The organism is Geomicrobium sediminis, from assembly GCF_016908595.1.
Taxonomy (GTDB): domain Bacteria; phylum Bacillota; class Bacilli; order Bacillales; family Marinococcaceae; genus Geomicrobium_A; species Geomicrobium_A sediminis.
In genome coordinates this window covers 47,632-65,386 of the sequence record NZ_JAFBEC010000008.1, presented here as the reverse complement: position 1 = coordinate 65,386, position 17,755 = coordinate 47,632, and the positions used below count along the sequence as shown (strand labels likewise).

Below are 17,755 nucleotides of genomic sequence, written 5' to 3'. Positions count from 1 at the left end.
GCAAGTCAGAAGACTCGCCTTTTATCGTGCTCTAGATTTCATGTTTTTACGTAATGGTGGTAAAATCTTCGCACCAGAAATCTTACGTTCTCTCGTCCACGTCGATTCATCGTTAGGATCGTATTGGTCTAAAAAGAGAACAACTTCACGCGCAATACCTGTTGGGGTAGAAGCCCCTGCAGTAACAGCGACTTTGTTCACGCCTTCTAACCATTCAAGCTTTAATTCGCTAATGTCAGCAATACGATAAGCATTCGTTTCTGCAATGTCTTTTGATACTTGAGCAAGTCGGTTTGAGTTGTTACTCATCGGATCACCAACAACGATAAGAAGATCAGCGTCTTTCGCTTGATCACCGACAGCTTCTTGTCTCACTTGTGTTGCAAGACAAATCTCATTGTGAACTTCTGCATGTGGGTACTTCTCTAACGTACGTTCCATGATGTTCTTAACATCCCATTGACTCATTGTCGTCTGGTTTGTGATGATCACATTGCCTCGTGTAAGTGCAAGGTTCTCAACGTCTTCTAACGTTTCAATGAGGTGTACGTGTTCTGGAGCGACACCAATTGCACCTTCAGGTTCTGGATGACCGCGCTTTCCGATATAGACGATATCGTATTCAAGCGCTTTTTTCTCAAGGATTAAGTCGTGGGTAACGGTAACGTCAGGACACGTCGCATCAATGGTCGTTAACCCTTTTTCGTCAGCAAGTTTGCGAACTTCTGGTGAAACGCCGTGAGCTGTAAAGATCACAGTGCCTGTATCGACTTGCTTTAATATTTCAAGACGGTTTGGCCCATCTAAAGAGATGACCCCTTCTTCCTCAAAGGCATCCGTTACGTGTTGATTGTGAACGATCATGCCAAGAATATAGATTGGTCTTGGTAAACTTTCATCATTTGCTGCTTGGCGAGCAATAACCATAGCGTCTACAACACCGTAGCAGTACCCTCTCGGGGTGATTTTCATAACTTCCATCGCCAAGTCCTCCAATGCTTTTAGGCTACATGTAATTATACAGGTAGATGGAGAGATTGAAAAGGAAACTGACTGCTAAATGTACAGTTTTGGAGGAGGATCATCACCGGTATACCACTGATTGGCACGTGTTTGTGACAAATCAATGTCAGAAGTCTCATTTACGTGTTCATGCGAGTCTACAAATTGAGTGTGCTCACTCTCTATTCGATCGTCTTGTAATGGTGGTTCAAATTGCTGCGACTCTTCAATCATTAATTCTTGTTCATTGTTTGCTAAGGGAGATTGTCGTGAATTTCTTCGCATCTGATTTACTTGACGAACGACACCAGGAATTTGACGCACCATCGGACCGTATCGTCGAATAACAGGGATCCATTTGGCGCCACCTTGAATAATTGGCATAAAGCGACTAATTGAAGCTAAAGCGCCACCACCTGAGGCGAGTGCTGACCCTCCAAGTCCAGAAGACAAGGCGCCACCCATTGCAGCGGGAGCGGCTCCTCCGGCAAACGGAAATGCACTTGCCATAGGTAGCGCCGAGCGTGCAGCTAAAGCACTCATCGGTGGTCCCATAGGCAAAGGCATGGGAGGATATCCATACATTTTTATAAGCCCCTTTCATTACAGAGTTATCTTCAGTTAGGATATGCAACGAAGAGGCGTCGGTTCTTCTTTGGGGCATGCTATTCTTTTTAAGTTCATCTATGGTAAAATAAAATGATGTGTCGAACGTATACAAGACACGAGAACTTTGAGGTGAACACACAATGAGTGCATGGAAACGATTAAACATTCACGAGGAATTAGCAGAAAAGCTTGAAGCAGATCGGATTACCCGTCCAACTGAAATTCAAGAACGCTTAATTCCGGCTATTATAAATGGGAAAGATGCGATTGGACAATCGCAAACTGGAACTGGAAAAACGTTGTCTTTTGTTCTACCAATTTTAAGCAAACTTGAAATGGATATGGATGAATTACAAGTCGTCATTGCTGCACCAACGCGAGAGTTAGCGGAGCAAATTTACAAAGTGACGAGAGATTTAATCCAAACGGATGCTTACGCTGGTGTAAGAATTCAGCGTGTAATTGGCGGTACAGATAAAGATCGTTCGATTGACAAGCTAAAACGTCCGCCACATATCGTTGTAGCAACACCTGGACGTTTAAATGATCTCGTTTGTAAAGAGCGTGCCTTAAGCGTTCATCAAGTACGAACATTAATCATTGATGAAGCCGATCAAATGCTTGATATGGGCTTTATTAAAGAAGTGGATCAAGTGGCGTCGTACATGCCTGATGGTCTACAAATGCTCGTATTCTCTGCCACGATTCCAGAGAAATTACAGCCGTTTTTGAAGAAATATATGAACAATCCTCGCCACGTACATGTGCAACCAAATACACCGTCTCCAAAAGGCTTAAAGCATTACTTAATGCCACTAAAGAGTCGTAATCGCGAGAAGTTCGCTGTAGAGATTGCACAAACGCTTCGACCATTTCTTTGTTTAGTATTCGTGAATACGAAGAAAGAAGCAGACAGCTTAACAGAACTGTTCATTGAAAACGGAATTGAAACGGAGACGTTACACGGGGATTTAAGTGCTAGAGAGCGAAAACAAGCGATGCGTAAGATCGTCAAGGCATCTGTACCATATGTTGTTTGTACAGATCTAGCTGCAAGAGGAATGGATATTGAAGGTGTGTCTCACGTGATCAATGTTCGCATTCCAAAAGAGTTGGAGTACTATCAGCATCGCGCCGGTCGTACCGCGAGAAAAGATTTAAGCGGGGATGTATATACGATTGTTGATAAAGAAGATTATCCTGCGCTTCATAAGCTTCAACAACAACGATTTTTCTTCCATTATCTTGACCTAAAGAACGGCGAATGGAAAGAAATTGAACAACTCGGTAGCGGTTATGCTCCTGGAAAAACGAAGCGTAGAACTCGTACAGACCAAGCGCCACTCCCAACGGTTAAGAAAAAAGATATCAAACCAGGATATAAGAAAAAGTTACGTGAAAAGAGCAATAGCAGGAGGAGAAAGTAAATGGCGTTACAGAAGATTGGTTCGCACGTCTCTATGAACGGAAAGAAAATGTTGCTCGGTTCAAGTGAAGAAGCAGCAAGTTATGGCGCAAGTGCTATGATGATCTATACCGGTGCTCCTCAGAATACACGTCGCAAAGCGATTGAAGAGCTAAACATCGAAGCAGGACGAGCACACATGAAAGAAAACGGCATCGAGGAATTGGTCGTTCACGCGCCTTACATTATTAACATCGGCAATTCTGTTAAGCCAGAAACATTTGATCTTGGTGTACGGTTTTTACGATCAGAGATTGAACGAACAGATGCACTAGGTGGAAAACAAATCGTGTTGCACCCAGGGGCGCATGTCGGGGAAGGTGCTGACAAAGGGATTGCCAAGATCATTGAAGGTTTAAACGAAGTAATTGACCCAAATCAAAACGTAAACATTGCGCTTGAGACGATGGCTGGCAAAGGCTCAGAGTGTGGGAGAAGCTTTGATGAGTTAGCACAAATCATCGACGGTGTGACACACAATGAGAAGCTAACGATTTGTTTTGATACGTGTCACGTTCACGATGCAGGTTATGATCTTGTCCATAACTTTGACGGAGTCATGGAACAGTTCGACTCCATCATCGGCCTCGATCGCCTTGCAGTTTTACATGTGAATGACAGTAAAAACCCACAAGGCGCTCGTAAAGACCGTCATGAAAACTTAGGCTTTGGTCATATCGGTTTCGATGCATTAAATTACATCGTTCATCATGAGGTTGTCAAAGACGTTCCTAAGATTCTTGAGACACCGTATGTTGGGGAAGAGAAGAAGGACAAGCGTCCTCCGTACCGTTTTGAAATCAACATGCTTAAAGAAGCGTCTTTTGATGAGCAAGTCAAAGAAAAGATTATGGGCGTGTAAAAACGCTATAATCGATGACCAAATTGCGCATATAAGTCATGAAGCAGCATCGCATGTTCTTTCGATGTTGCTTTTTCGACTTTATTAATAAAGGCATGCACAGAGGCTTGGTCTTTGAGGTTGACTTTTTCGGTTCGTGCTAAGTGTAGCAACTTACTAGCCTCATCAATCGTAATGTCAATTCCTCGTTCATGTGCCATACTAACTAACTGTTGAGGTGACATGTTTTTAATGTATTGTTGAATAATACCCATCCACATTTCGATCACATCCTTTAAAAGTAGTGTATGCAATAATGGGCTTGGCTAGTAACAAAGAATTCCAGAAAATCGCATAATTTAGCAAATATGCTATTCATAAAATTGAAGATTTAGTATACTTACAATATACAGATTCAGGAATTGTTCATATGAGGAGAGAATAAGCATATGAAAAGTCCAGCACAACTACAAGTGATCGATGAAGAAAAGGATATTTTTCAAGCATTAAGTAGAGAATTACGCGTCATTGTAGAACAAAATGGAAGCATTAATTATAAGAATCATGATGCTCGTAATTTTTTTAATGAAACAGAGCCGTTTTTTCATTCACTAATTGGTGATGAGTGGGTAAAGGCGATGACTTTTCTTAAGCGCATGTTTGAGGATGGTAAGTCGCATGAAGCAACACTCGTTCATCGGTTTCATGGCGAAGAGTACCGTGTTTTTTATCGTGGTCAATATGCTTCTGGTCGTTTTTATTTAGTTGGACAAAGTCAACCGAGAGAACAATTAGAAGAAGCGAATGCGTTTACGCAATTAATGAAGCAACTTCCGTGTGGGATTATACGAGTGAATCACCAGTTAGCGATTACCGATTTAAATCATCAATTTGAGAACTTAGTCTTTTCTCAAAATACGTATTTACTACCAGAGTTGCCAATTGCATCATTACAATCAGAATCGGAATATGGTCGAATTATGTATGAATGCATTATGGAGACGTTATGGACGCGTAAAGATAGTACAAAAAGGTTCGTATCTGGTGAAGATGTAAGAATAGTTGCACATAGTGTGTATTTGGCTGGACATCAAGAAGTGGTCGGTTTTATCTTTGATGAAAGTGCAGAGTTAAAGTATGAAAGTTTACTCGCATATCGCCAACAGATGGAATCGGTTTCGCACTTAGCAGCGGGAGTGGCTCATGAGCTTAGAAACCCTTTGTCTGTCATTCGTGGTTTTTTGCAACTGTCAGAGCTTACGGACAGTTTTCACAAGTACAGTCATACGATATTCTCAGAAGTTGATCGTATGAATGTAATTATTGAGAACTTCTTATCTATGTCTAGACGGAAGTTTGAAAGGAAATTGCAAGCGCCAATGGGGGTCATGCGCTCAGTAGAAGACATCATACGTTCAGAATGTCTTTTGAAAGATGTCGTCTTTGAAGCGAAGTTCGAAGAAACAGATCGGAAAATTCTAATGAATGAGACGATGATTAAACAGGTAATCTTAAATTTACTTCGTAATTCAATAGAAGCTTATTCTGAAGAGGCTTTGAACAAGCGTTTTAACATTCATTCTGACATCGTTAGTAACCATTATCGAATTAAAGCAGCCGACAATGGTTCTGGAATTCCAGCCGAGATCCTCAATAAGCTCGGAGAGCCGTTCACAACGACAAAAGACAAAGGAACAGGCATCGGGATATCGTTATCGAAGAAGCTAATTGAAGATCATGGCGGAACGTTTAAGATTGAGAGTGAAGTAAATGTTGGTACGGTCGTAACGTTAATGTTACCGTTTTACGATTGATCTTCTTCGGTGAAGATCATCCGGTATTTCGTTTTTGTTGCCCGCTCTAACTGTCGTAACGAAAGGGTGGCATGTTGTTGCTCGAAGTAATAACTTTCCCCTTTTTTTACATGAAAGACGAATTGCAAGTAACGACTACGACCGACATTTTTAAGTTCTACTTTAGCGATGATTTCTCGCCCAGTAACGTAAAGTGAAGCGGCCATTCGTATAATAGCACCGAGAATCTCGAGTTTCCTGATCCAACGCCCGTGTAGAATGCGCTTATACTGTAGCGCTTTTTTTCTTAGTCGTTTGATCGATGTGAAAGAACTTAAAAGCGCTAAAGAAATTCGTTCTTCGTGAGTGAAGCCATCGAGTGACCGATTAATGAGGACATTCAACGTATGGGCATGGGCATGCTCTTCATCGATGTAATGCCCGAGCATCCGCAGATGAGAACTAAATAAAAGCAATTGCTCAATTTGCGCTCGTTCTTCATCAGTGTCATTAGGGAACAGCAAGTGGTAGTAGGAACGAGCGAGAGAGTATACGGCTTTCCCATACGTGTCCGATAAGTTGAATTCTCTCATCAGTTGATAGATGGTTTCTCTTTTTACGTTGACGAAGCGCCTCGTTTGTCGGTCTTGCAAGAGCTTGTCATAGAGGATTCCGTCACGTAACCCTTTACGACTAATAATGAGGTTTTTGCCTTCTGTGTGCCTCATCAACTCTGCAATAAAGAGTCCAGCAGGGACGATATTTCCTGCTCGTTCTTGTGATAGTCCGGCAATTTCACTACGTTTAACCGGTGGAATTTTGCGTAAGTAGTGAAACGTATCATGAAGTTGAGTGTCCGTCATTTCATATTGGTGTAATCCCGACACGGGGTACTGTTGGCGTTTGCGGTGAACCGCCGCTAATTGACGAACACTTCCGCCGACACCGATTAAAGGGACACCCAGTTTCTTTAACCATGAAAGTTGCCTGAAGTGTTCATGAGCAACGTGCCGGATCCGCTTCATGGAAGCTTGATCTTCGTTCCACATTTTTGCAAGTGTTAGCGCACCAATCGGGAAACTATACGATTCGACAATTTCACGATTTTTAAAATAGACAACTTCTGTGCTACTTCCTCCCATGTCAAACATGAGTCCGTCCTTAATATTTGTACTGTTAATTGTGGCTAAATACCCGTAATAAGCTTCCTCTTCCCCCGAAAGGACACGGATTGTAATCCCCATTGATTGATTAATATGTTGCAATATATCTTGTTGGTTCGTTGCTCGTCGAATGGCAGCAGTTGCGACAGCTTCCACATGATTTACATTCTGAGCATCCAAAACCGCTTTAAATTGTGTAAACACTTGTGTTAATACGATAAAACCCTCGCGTTTTAATGCATCTTCTTCATTTAAATACTCGCTTAGACGTGCAGCAATTTTTAAATTGTATAACGATCGATAACGTCGTTTTGCATCAATTCCATAAATAACGAGGCGAATGGAGTTAGAACCAACATCAATAATGGCCATTCGCTCTTGTTCAATCATACTTAAACCTCCAATCAACCATTCCGTTTACAAAGATGGCGATGTGCGTTATACTACTAAAAGTAAATCGTAATGATTACGTTTGTAGTTCTTTGCTTTTTTGAAACTAGGGGGAAATAATGATGGCAAAAGCATCAACCATCGTTGAAGTAAACAATTTAACTTACCAATATACAGATCGACCCGTATTACAAAACTTGAACTTATCGATCGAAGAAGGGTCGTTTTTAGGACTCGTCGGTCCAAACGGTTCCGGAAAATCTACATTAATCAAGTGTATACTGGGCTTAATAAAACCGCAAGCTGGAAAACTTTCGTTATTCGGTTCAGAACTTCATCGTTTTGATGATTGGTCAAAAGTCGGCTACGTTTCTCAACGCGCGAATCGATTTAATGCAGGCTTTCCAGCAACTGTTTTTGAAGTTGTATCTATGGGGCTTTTTGGCCAACTTGGTTTATTTCGTTTTATGAAACGCAATGACCGGAATAAAGTGATGCAAGCACTAAAAACAGTTGAGATGGATGCTTATGCAAAACAACCAATCGGGAAGCTTTCTGGTGGACAACAGCAACGGGTTCTAATTGCGCGTGCACTCGTTAGCGAACCAACATTACTCATCTTAGATGAACCGACAGTTGGGATCGACGCGACTTCTGCAAGACGATTTTATGATTTGCTTCGTAAATTAAATCAAGATCAAGGACTAACACTTTTACTCGTTAGCCATGATGTTGGGACGATGACAAAGTACGTCACAAATGTTGCTTGTTTGAACAAGTCCATTCATTTTCACGGTACTGCGCATGAATTTGAAACGAATCCTAATTTATCTTCTCTTTACGGTTATGATGTCCAACATATCATTCATGAACACGAGGAAATTGCGAAATGATCGATGTTTTTTTTCAATATGACTTTTTACGAAATGCATTAATTGCTGGAGTATTAATTGGCCTTATTGCACCAATGCTCGGTGTGTTTCTCGTTGTAAAACGGATGTCACTCGTAGCCGATGCACTCTCACACATTACGTTAACAGGGATCGCCTTACACTTATTATTAGCGAACTTCTTTGCCATATTTTCGTTATATGATCCGATTTATATGGGAATGGTATTCGCAGTAATTGGCTCTCTCTTTATTAATCAGTTACGCACGGTTTATGGGCACTTTAAAGAGTTAGCGATTCCGATTATCTTGTCTGCTGGCGTTGGACTTGCTGTTATTTTTATTTCTTTGGCAGATGGATTTAACACGGACTTATATTCTTATTTATTCGGTAGCGTTGCAGCGGTGGGTAGCAATGACTTAATGACGATTATCATTATAGCGGTCATCGTATTAGTGTTATTGTTTGTCTTTTATAAAGAATGGTTTTTCTTATCGTTTGATGAAGAGCAAGCAGCTATTTCAGGACTAAAAGGCAAATGGTTGGAGTTATTATTTTCGATTTTAGTAGCGCTCGTTATTGCAGCGTCAATCCGTATCGTCGGAATTCTACTCGTATCGGCATTGATGACATTACCTGTCGCAAGTGCGATGCAGTGGGCGAAGAGCTTTAAGCAAATGTTCGTGTACGCTGCCATATTCGGTCAAATCTCGGTTTTAAGCGGGATCTTTCTCGGTTTTCACTTAGATTTAGCTCCAGGTGGGGTCATTGTCGTCTTTGCAGTGATCATCTTGCTTCTAAGCTTACTTAAAAATAAAATCGTAAAAGCATCTTTAAATCGAAACGTTCAAAATCGATAAAGTTTGTATCATTTGCTATAATTGTGATGAAATGTTTGATCTTGGAGGTACAAAATGAATGTAACTAAGGCAATTCACTCGTTGAAGTCTTCCGGATACAAGTATACTGACAAACGTAAAGATATCATTGAGTTTTTAAGTGAACGTGATGGGTATACACCAGCTAAAGAAGTGCTCGTGTTTATGCAAGAAAAATATAACGGTTTGAGCTTTGATACAGTTTATCGTAATTTATCTCTATTCGCTGAAATTGGCATTTTAGAAGCTAGTGAATGGGAAGGGGAGAAGCGTTTTCGATTAAGCTGTATCGGAAGCCATCACCATCATATGATTTGTTTAACTTGTGGAAAGACGAAGCACATTGATGCATGTCCGATGGAGCAGATGAGGTTGTCCCAAGATGATTTCTCTGTAACGAGTCACAAATTTGAAGTATTCGGCTATTGCAAGACATGTCAATAAAGACCAATCAAGCAGAACAGCTTGATTGGTCTTTATTTTTTGTTGAAACCAAAAATTCCCTATAAAGTTGTCAGCATAAATCTTCATGATCATCACATAATAGTAATGCCCGCTTGAGCCGGGTAGGGAGGGAATGTAGGTGGCAGATGATGAACGTTACAATGAGCGTCCAGAAGAAAGACGTGAAATGACGGACCCACTCATCGATAACTACAACCAAGGTTATATGGAAGAAACCTCCGCGGAAGTCAGCTCACCGAATCTAGATTACCGCATGGACCGGACAGGTCCAGGTGACAGCGATTTGGAGACAGATGAAGAAAAGGGTCGTAGCTCTGTGGGAGCTGGATTAGGTACAGCAGCGATTATTATGTCGATTGTTTCCCTCTTTTTTCTTCCTGTCATATTAGGTGCCGCTGGGATCGTAACTGGTTTTTTTGCTCGCCAGCAAGGAGCTGTCGGTCTAGGATGGTGGGCGATCGGGATCGGTGCACTCTCGATTCTCATGACATTTCTGTTTGCACCGTTTATGTAAAACAAAAGAAACCCCGTACGGGGTTTCTTTTGTTATGTCGTAGAATTCGCTGCTTCTTGATCTCGTAATTTTTGATAATGCTCTTCAGCGAGTTTATCGACTTCTTTCTTTAATTCATCAACCATAATTTCTTCTGGTACTTTACGGATGATTTCTCCGTGTCTAAAGAGAAGACCTTCGCCTTTTGCACCAGCAATTCCAATGTCAGCTTCTCGAGCTTCACCTGGTCCGTTTACCGCACAGCCAAGGACAGCTACTTTAAGAGGTGCTTTTACGTGAGAAATATACTCCTCAACTTCGTTAGCGATGCTAATTAAGTCAATCTCAATTCGCCCGCAAGTTGGACAAGAAATTAACGTAGCCGCATTAGATGCAAGACCGAATGTTTTCAGAAGTTCACGAGCTACCTTTACTTCTTCAACTGGATCAGCGCTTAAGGAGATGCGCATTGTGTTACCGATTCCTTTACTTAGAATTGTTCCAAGTCCAGCGGCACTTTTAATTGTACCTGCAAAAAGTGTCCCAGATTCAGTGATTCCTAAGTGAAGAGGGTAGTCAAACGCTTGCGCTGCTTTTTCGTAGGCTTCAACTGCAAGATCAACGTTTGAGGCCTTCATCGAAACGATAATGTCATGAAAATCGAGTTCTTCCAAAATCGAAATATGGTGAAGAGCACTTTCAACCATCGCATCTGCTGTCGGATAGCCATATTTCTCAAGTAAGTGACGTTCTAATGAACCAGCATTAACGCCGATTCGAATTGGAATCCCTTTTTCTTTCGCAGCTTTTACGACAAGTTCAACTTTGTCACGCTTACCGATATTTCCTGGGTTAATACGAATTTTATCTGCACCGGCTTCAATGGCCTTTAATGCAAGTCGATAATCAAAATGAATATCGACAACGAGCGGAATGTTAATGCGAGATTTAATCTCAGCAAGTGCATCTGCTGCTCGTGGGTCAGGGCATGCAACACGAACAACCTGACAACCAGCTTCTTCTAGACGGCTGATTTCAGCGACGGTCGCTTCCACATCATGTGTTTTTGTTGTCGTCATACTTTGGATGATGACTTCATCGTTACCACCGATTACAAGGTTACCGACGTTAACTGGCCTCGTTTTCGTACGATGGGTTAGTTCACTCATTATTCCTTCGCCCCTTTAATGACGCTATTCTTTATAACAGGAAGTCCTGCTTAAAAGTTTAACATATCATAAAGAAGTCAAACGGCAGTCGATGTCGATGACTTCTTGCTCTACTCATTGTAGCAACGCCTCATGTGTATTGGCAAGCTAAGAGCGTCAACCTTAATATCTCGTTCACAATTATTGTCCATAGATAGGAAATGTATAAATCTCTCCAGCTTTTAATTGTTCATATTCCGTGCCATCATTTAACGTTTCAAAGTCTTGTTTAATGTCTTCAATAGAAATAACGATCGCTTCTTCATGGAGTTGTTCGAGTATGGTGAGTAGCGTTTGTCCACTTTCAACCTCAATGGCTACAGTATCAACAATTCGATCAGGCAGTGGAGCTATTTCTTCAACATGATCTGCCTCATCTTGTTCTACAGAATCTGCTGTAGCGGGTTCTTCATTTATAAATGAACCTTCTACTGGCAAACTCCCACGTGACAAATCATAATAGACGGCAACAGCAACGAGTAGAATTGACGCAACCCAAATCCATTTTTTCATCGTGTAACCTCTCCATTCGAATAACGACTATATAAATAACTTATCTATGTATAAGTATATGCTTGTCTTGTGGAAAAATGCTGTGAAAATATAAAAAAGCTTCAGATTTTCTTTTCATTTCACAAGACGTGTGGTAGAACCGAAAAGAAGAATAGAACGGAATTTGACAGGGGGAAAACACTCCAATGAAAAAACTTTCAATTTTGGGGATGGCAGCTTTATTAATCGGATCGAGTTTTGCAGTTCCACAAACTGCGAGCGCGGATGCAGGTCCAGGAGATGTCATTGTAACGCTCGGTGAAGACTTAACACCTGCTCAACGAGAGAGTTTATTAGCAGAAATGGGCAGTGATGAAAACGCCAATATTGTAACGGTCTCAAACGCAGAAGAACATGATTATTTAGGTGAATACATCCCAGCTGGAAAAATTGGGAGCAACGCTTTATCATCTGCACGCATTACGATCGAAGAGCCAGGCACAGGTGTTAATGTAGAAACGAATAACATTAACTGGGTATCTGAAGGAATGTATGCAAATGCACTTGTGACAGCAGGTGTAGAGGATGCAGACATTTATGTTACTGCACCGTCATCCATTTCAGGCACGGGTGCATTAACGGGTATTCTAAAGGCGTATGATTCAGAAGCGGATGGTCTTTCAGAAGAACGGATGCGTATTGCGAATGAAGAAATGGTAGAGACGGGTGAACTTGGTGATCGGATTGGTATGGAGGAAGCAACAGAACTAGTCACACAAATTAAAGAAACCATTGCAGAAGAAAATGTAGAAAATGAAGATGATTTACGAGCACTCATTCAACGTATTGCTTCAGATTTAGGCATTGAATTAACGGATGAAGAACTGGACGGTCTTGTCTCTTTATTTATGAGAATGCAAGATTTAAACATTGATTGGAACCAATTAGGAGAGCAAGTGAATCAGATTCGCGATAATATTGGTGATTGGTTAAGTCAAGAAGAAACACAGAATTTCTTTCAATCGGTAATGGATTTCTTTAGTGAATTAATCGATTCGATTGCTGATTGGTTCAACTCAAACGAGAGTGAATCTTCGAGTGGTTCTTAAATAATATAATGTATAAAACCCCGAAACCGTTATACGATTCGTATAACGGTTTCGGGGTTTTATTGTTACACGAGAAGTCAATGAATAATAATAAACGATATTCAAACAAAGGAACGTCTATTTGATGATGAGATTGTGCAGAATAAAGCATTTTTTGCTATAATATACTTAGATATGAAACCGTTTTAGCCTTCTTTACGTATAGAAAAGAAAGCAACGTTTTGGGAGGGGTGTATAAAGATGGCTTGGTTGGATTACAGTTTTGTCGGTTTTCTCGTTGTTGTACTTGCCACGATGTTTCTAATTGGAGAATTGCTCGTGAAGTCACGAGGGATTTTTGGTGTGGTTGGTGTCGTATTAATTACCCTTTATTTTGCTCATCATTTAGACGGATTAGGCAATGCGTGGGTCGTTGGGGCGTATTTGATCGGTTTAACGTTAATTCTTATAGATGGTAAGTTATTTGGAGATGGGATGGTTTCTGCACTCGGTGTAGGGCTAATGATTGTCGGTTTAGCGATTCCAGCACCAGACTTGTTGTATTCTGTTCTCGTCGGTTTTGGCGTGTTAATCGGTGGCTCTGGAGCGTTTTTATTTATGAAAGTGTTCCCTAGACGTGAACTGTGGACGAAGATGACATTTAAAGATACGTTATCTAGTGAAGAAGGCTATAATTCGATGAATGAATCGTATCGTGATCTCGTTGGAAAAACAGGGAAGACACTTAGTGATTTCAGACCTACAGGAACCGTGGAAATTGAAGGACAACCGTACAGCGCAACGACAGGTGCCAGTTGGTTGAAAGCGAACGTTGACGTTGAAGTGAAGTCTGTTGATGGTACACGGATTTTAATTGCGGAGATTCCGAAAGAAAACAAAGAAGAAGTGTAAAGAACCCTCAGTGTTGAGGGTTCTTTTTTTAAGTAAACGATTAAATGGTCGTAGAGGTTCCTACCGAAGTAGCGTATTTACAAAATAGAACGTCTCAAAACAGTAGAATCTTCTGATGTATAAAGGGATCTTTGCATCGTGGAGAGGATCTTTGGGCAACCTAACTTGGAGTCAGGTATAAAGATAGATGGTATATACAATTCAAAAATGTACAATAAAGGAAGTGAGATTATATGCGGAAAAAAGAATCGTATGATAATCTTTACATAATCTTTACAAACCTTTGATGATACATTAATAATTGACACGTATGATCGATTTTGGGTAAACGATCTAATACTAGGTTTTGAAGGGATGAGGAGTTTGGACGTAATGGATCTCCTGTTTCTATTTCTCGGGGGTATAGGAATCTTTTTATTTGGTATGAAGTTTATGAGCGACGGCTTAACGAAAATTGCCGGTGATCGCTTACGAGATCTTTTGGATCGCTTCACATCAAATCCATTAAAAGGAGTCCTTGTCGGGATTGTTGTAACAGTGTTACTACAATCAAGTACGGCAACAATTGTATTAACCGTTGGACTTGTTAATGCAGGTTTTATGACACTGACGCAAGCGATTGGTGTTATTATGGGTGCGAACGTTGGTACCACAACGACAGCAATCATTATCGGGATTAACATTTCTGCTTACGCACTACCGATTATTTTCTTAGGTACATTCTTTATTTTCTTCTTTAAGAACAAAAAATTGAACAACATAGGACAAGTTATATTCGGTTTTGGTGCGCTATTCCTAGGGCTTGAATTTATGGGTGATGGTGTAGAACCACTAAAAGACAACGCCTTTTTTGCGGAGTTAACGCTTAGCATGAGTGATAACCCAATTCTCGGTGTTATTGTCGGTACGGTGTTTACAGCTATTATTCAAAGTTCTACAGCAGCAATTGGTTTACTTCAAAGCTTCTACGATTCAGGAGCGATGGACTTAAATGCAGCGTTGCCAGTATTATTCGGTGACAACATTGGTACGACAATCACAGCTGTCATTGCTTCAATTGGAGCAAGTGTCGCTGCGAAGCGTACAGCACTCAGTCACGTTATATTTAACCTAATTGGTGCTACCGTCATTATGATTCTACTCGTACCGTTTACAAACCTTATTGTTTGGTTTGAAGAAACGTTAAACTTATCACCGCCAATGACGATTGCTTTTGCTCACGGTACGTATAACGTTGCAAATCTATTGCTACAAGTTGCCTTTATCGGTGTACTAGCAACGATTGTAACGAAATTAATACCAGGCAAGAGTGAAGAGATTGAGTACAAAGCGAAACACCTCGATCCGACGTTCATACAACGAGCGCCATCGATTGCACTTGGTCAAGCACGTGCAGAAACACTACGTATGGCGAACTTTGCTGAACTAGGATTAGAAGAAGTGCTCAAGTATCTGCATACGAACAATCGTAAAAATGCGGAACGAACGATCCAATATGAAGAAGCCATTAATAATCTTGATCGCACGATTACAGATTATCTAATGCAAATTTCTAACCGATCACTTTCAAGTGATGATTCATTCACGCATACGATGTTGCTCGATACTGTACGTGACATTGAACGAATCGGTGATCATATGGAAAACATTATGGAACTCGTTGACTATCAAATCAAAAACAAAGTAATATTATCTGAAGATGCAAAAGCAGATTTAGAAGAAATGTTTACTCTTACACGTAAAACGTTGAAAGACGCTGTCTATGCATTAGAGCATCATGATGTTGAAGCTGCTCGTGCAACCGAACAACAAGAAGATGAAATTGACAAGATGGAACGTAAAATGCGTAAGAAGCACATTATGCGTATGAATGAAGGTCGTTGTTCTGGTTCAGCAGGAATCGTGTTCGTCGATATCGTAAGTAACTTAGAGCGAATCGGTGACCACTCGGTGAACATTGCTGAAGCTGTTTTAAATGAAGAGAAGTAATAGAAGGAGATGAGTGAGATGGATATCGTATGGATTGTACTTTCAATTGTTTGCTTTGCGTTAGCAATCATCGGTGTGGTATACCCAATCATACCGAGTGCACCAGCGTATATCCTTTCACTCGTTTTTCTAGCTCTTTATACAGGCTTTGATTATTTTGGTTGGTTTTTCTATACAGCGCAAGGTATTCTCGTCGTTTTAATGCTCGTCATTGACTTTTTAACGAGTTATTACGGCATTACGAAAATCGGCGGATCAAAAGCTGCGGTATGGGGAAGTGTTGTCGGGTTACTTCTCGGCCCACTTCTTATTCCTTTACCGTTATTCAATTTGTTGATCGGTGCCTTTATCGGTGCAATTGTTGGTGAACTGATAGCAGGCGGCCGTAATCTTAAGAAGTTATCACAAATTGGACTTGGGTCATTGCTCGGATTTATCGGTGGAGTGATCGGTAAGTTTGTACTAATTTTTGTCGGCATGATTCTAGTAGCCGCTGCATTAATTTGGTAGATTATTAGAATTTAGCTTGCGGCATATAGTTTTGTGTGGTATATTAGCAAATGTCCAATTCATGGCGGTGTAGCTCAGCTGGCTAGAGCGTACGGTTCATACCCGTGAGGTCGGGGGTTCGACTCCCTCCGCCGCCACCAATTACATAATTGCGAATATGGCGGCTGTGGCGAAGTGGTTAACGCACCGGATTGTGGTTCCGGCACTCGTGAGTTCGATTCTCATCAGCCGCCCCATGTTTGGACCCTTAGCTCAGTTGGTTAGAGCAGACGGCTCATAACCGTCCGGTCGTAGGTTCGAGTCCTACAGGGTCCACCATATCGTAATCATTCAAATCATTAACGATTGTTAATGGTTTTTTTATTTTATAGTAGTGTTTATAAAAATAGCGATACTAGCTTCATGAAAAAATATGTTTAGTAAATAAAGATGTAGGGAAGCAAAACTATAAGCGCACGAAGTTAATTTACTTGCCAAAAGTTAGGTGCTTTGCTAATGTAAAATTGAGGTAAGTTGAATAGCAATGATGAATGTTATTGCTACCATACTCAAATTTAACATTACAATCGATTCGTAGGAGGAGATTTATTATGACTAATTATCAACTTCCCGATCTTCCATATGCAGCAAATGCGTTGGAACCACACATTGATGAGACAACAATGAACATTCATCATGGGAAACACCACAACACGTACGTAACGAAACTTAACGATGCGCTTAAAGGACACGAAAGTCTTGCAAGCCAATCTGTTGAGGATCTTGTGACGAACCTTGATAAGGTTCCAGAAGACATTCGTACAGCAGTACGTAACAACGGTGGTGGCCATGCTAACCACAAGTTGTTCTGGACAATCCTTAGCCCAGAAGGTGGCGGCAAGCCATCTGGAGACCTACTCGCTGCTATTGAGAACAAATGGGGCACATTCGATGCATTCCAAGAAGAGTTCACAAACACAGCACTAGGCCGCTTCGGTTCTGGTTGGGCTTGGCTCGTTGTGAACAACGGCAACCTTGAAATCCAAAACACACTAAACCAAGATTCGCCACTTACAGAAGGTAAAACACCTGTACTCGGTCTTGACGTTTGGGAGCACGCGTACTACCTAAACTATCAAAACCGTCGTCCAGACTATGTAGCGGCATTCTGGGACGTTGTAAACTGGCAAGAAGTTGCTCGTCGCTTCGACGAAGCAAAGTAATGGATTAATATAAGACGAAGACCAATCGGTCTTCGTTTTTTTTGTGTAGAGCAAGCAAGAAGGCAAAGTTAGGTGCAAGAGAAGCGGTGCGCGTAGCAAGAGGCGTGTAGCGTAGTGCAAGAGAAGCGGTGCGCGTAGCAAGAGAGGCGTGTAGCGTAGTGCAAGAGAAGCGGTGCGCGTAGCAAGAGGCGTGTAGCGTGGTGCAAGAGAAGCGGTGCGCGTAGCAAGAGGCGTGTAGCGTGGTGCAAGAGAAGCGGTGCGCGTAGCAAGAGAAGCGGTGCGTGTTGCAAGAGAAGCTAGGCGTGTAGCAAGACAAACCAAGTATGGAGCAAGAGAAGCATGCAGGGATAATCCTCGTCAGTTTT

General features: G+C 41.3%; 18 protein-coding genes and 3 tRNA genes. 15 read left to right on the top strand and 6 right to left on the bottom strand.

The window, feature by feature from the left end; all coding sequences use genetic code 11:
- Window positions 1–21: 21 nt before the first annotated feature.
- The gene (locus JOD17_RS13780; protein ID WP_204698451.1) at window positions 22–981 is read right to left on the bottom strand and encodes a 4-hydroxy-3-methylbut-2-enyl diphosphate reductase; all 960 of its coding nucleotides are present in this window, start codon (window positions 979–981) and stop codon (window positions 22–24) included.
- Window positions 982–1,056: 75 nt separating this feature from the next.
- Window positions 1,057–1,587: a VrrA/YqfQ family protein gene (vrrA, locus tag JOD17_RS13775; RefSeq protein ID WP_204698449.1), complete on the bottom strand. Its 531-nt coding sequence runs from the start codon at window positions 1,585–1,587 to the stop codon at window positions 1,057–1,059.
- Window positions 1,588–1,751: 164 nt separating this feature from the next.
- Between vrrA and JOD17_RS13770 the strand changes: the two genes are divergently transcribed.
- Complete coding sequence (locus JOD17_RS13770; RefSeq protein WP_204698448.1) at window positions 1,752–3,038, top strand: DEAD/DEAH box helicase; 1,287 nt, start codon at window positions 1,752–1,754, stop codon at window positions 3,036–3,038.
- Window positions 3,039–3,938, top strand: coding sequence for a deoxyribonuclease IV (locus tag JOD17_RS13765; RefSeq protein WP_204698446.1), 900 nt, complete (start codon window positions 3,039–3,041; stop codon window positions 3,936–3,938).
- A gap of 5 nt (window positions 3,939–3,943) precedes the next feature.
- Here JOD17_RS13765 and JOD17_RS13760 read toward each other — a convergent pair whose 3' ends face one another.
- The gene (locus tag JOD17_RS13760; protein ID WP_169963175.1) at window positions 3,944–4,198 is read right to left on the bottom strand and encodes a DUF2624 family protein; all 255 of its coding nucleotides are present in this window, start codon (window positions 4,196–4,198) and stop codon (window positions 3,944–3,946) included.
- Between the two features lie 168 nt (window positions 4,199–4,366).
- On the opposite strand from JOD17_RS13760, the gene JOD17_RS13755 reads away from it, so the two are divergent.
- Complete coding sequence (locus JOD17_RS13755) at window positions 4,367–5,731, top strand: two-component system sensor histidine kinase NtrB (RefSeq protein ID WP_204698445.1); 1,365 nt, start codon at window positions 4,367–4,369, stop codon at window positions 5,729–5,731.
- On the opposite strand, the gene JOD17_RS13750 is transcribed toward JOD17_RS13755, so the two are convergent.
- Window positions 5,722–7,263: a Ppx/GppA family phosphatase gene (locus JOD17_RS13750; protein WP_204698444.1), complete on the bottom strand. Its 1,542-nt coding sequence runs from the start codon at window positions 7,261–7,263 to the stop codon at window positions 5,722–5,724. The two genes, JOD17_RS13755 and JOD17_RS13750, sit on opposite strands and share 10 nt — an antisense overlap.
- Before the next feature lie 122 nt (window positions 7,264–7,385).
- On the opposite strand from JOD17_RS13750, the gene JOD17_RS13745 reads away from it, so the two are divergent.
- The 4 genes from JOD17_RS13745 (at window position 7,386) to JOD17_RS13730 (ending at window position 10,010) form a co-directional block, all read left to right on the top strand.
- Complete coding sequence (locus JOD17_RS13745) at window positions 7,386–8,156, top strand: metal ABC transporter ATP-binding protein (RefSeq protein ID WP_204698443.1); 771 nt, start codon at window positions 7,386–7,388, stop codon at window positions 8,154–8,156.
- A complete protein-coding gene (locus JOD17_RS13740) occupies window positions 8,153–9,013 on the top strand; it encodes a metal ABC transporter permease (protein ID WP_204698442.1) in 861 nt (286 codons plus the stop codon). The genes JOD17_RS13745 and JOD17_RS13740 overlap by 4 nt, the downstream gene beginning before the upstream one ends.
- A gap of 54 nt (window positions 9,014–9,067) precedes the next feature.
- Window positions 9,068–9,475 (top strand): Fur family transcriptional regulator, encoded by a 408-nt coding sequence (locus tag JOD17_RS13735; RefSeq protein ID WP_042359492.1) that lies wholly within the window; start codon window positions 9,068–9,070, stop codon window positions 9,473–9,475.
- Window positions 9,476–9,614: 139 nt separating this feature from the next.
- Window positions 9,615–10,010, top strand: a complete 396-nt coding sequence (locus JOD17_RS13730) for a hypothetical protein (RefSeq protein ID WP_052360883.1) — start codon at window positions 9,615–9,617, stop codon at window positions 10,008–10,010.
- A gap of 32 nt (window positions 10,011–10,042) precedes the next feature.
- Here JOD17_RS13730 and ispG read toward each other — a convergent pair whose 3' ends face one another.
- Together ispG and JOD17_RS13720 are read right to left on the bottom strand one after the other, a co-directional pair.
- The gene (gene ispG, locus JOD17_RS13725; RefSeq protein WP_204698441.1) at window positions 10,043–11,158 is read right to left on the bottom strand and encodes a flavodoxin-dependent (E)-4-hydroxy-3-methylbut-2-enyl-diphosphate synthase; all 1,116 of its coding nucleotides are present in this window, start codon (window positions 11,156–11,158) and stop codon (window positions 10,043–10,045) included.
- A gap of 180 nt (window positions 11,159–11,338) precedes the next feature.
- Window positions 11,339–11,710: a hypothetical protein gene (locus JOD17_RS13720; protein WP_204698440.1), complete on the bottom strand. Its 372-nt coding sequence runs from the start codon at window positions 11,708–11,710 to the stop codon at window positions 11,339–11,341.
- Window positions 11,711–11,895: 185 nt separating this feature from the next.
- Here JOD17_RS13720 and JOD17_RS13715 point away from each other — a divergent pair, with 185 nt between their 5' ends.
- The 8 genes from JOD17_RS13715 (at window position 11,896) to JOD17_RS13680 (ending at window position 17,390) form a co-directional block, all read left to right on the top strand.
- Window positions 11,896–12,798: a DUF1002 domain-containing protein gene (locus JOD17_RS13715; protein ID WP_204698439.1), complete on the top strand. Its 903-nt coding sequence runs from the start codon at window positions 11,896–11,898 to the stop codon at window positions 12,796–12,798.
- A 240-nt stretch (window positions 12,799–13,038) separates the two neighbouring features.
- Window positions 13,039–13,689, top strand: a complete 651-nt coding sequence (locus JOD17_RS13710) for an NfeD family protein (protein ID WP_204698437.1) — start codon at window positions 13,039–13,041, stop codon at window positions 13,687–13,689.
- 372 nt (window positions 13,690–14,061) lie between these two features.
- Entirely contained in the window at window positions 14,062–15,678 is a 1,617-nt protein-coding gene (locus JOD17_RS13705; protein ID WP_239575543.1) for a Na/Pi cotransporter family protein, read from the top strand.
- An 18-nt stretch (window positions 15,679–15,696) separates the two neighbouring features.
- On the top strand, window positions 15,697–16,188 hold the full coding sequence (locus tag JOD17_RS13700) for a DUF456 domain-containing protein (protein WP_204698435.1): 492 nt from the start codon (window positions 15,697–15,699) through the stop codon (window positions 16,186–16,188).
- Window positions 16,189–16,251: 63 nt separating this feature from the next.
- Window positions 16,252–16,328, top strand: a tRNA-Met gene (locus tag JOD17_RS13695).
- A gap of 20 nt (window positions 16,329–16,348) precedes the next feature.
- Window positions 16,349–16,424, top strand: a tRNA-His gene (locus JOD17_RS13690).
- A gap of 5 nt (window positions 16,425–16,429) precedes the next feature.
- A tRNA-Ile gene (locus JOD17_RS13685) sits at window positions 16,430–16,506 on the top strand.
- A gap of 272 nt (window positions 16,507–16,778) precedes the next feature.
- A complete protein-coding gene (locus JOD17_RS13680) occupies window positions 16,779–17,390 on the top strand; it encodes a superoxide dismutase (protein ID WP_204698434.1) in 612 nt (203 codons plus the stop codon).
- Window positions 17,391–17,755 lie beyond the last annotated feature (365 nt).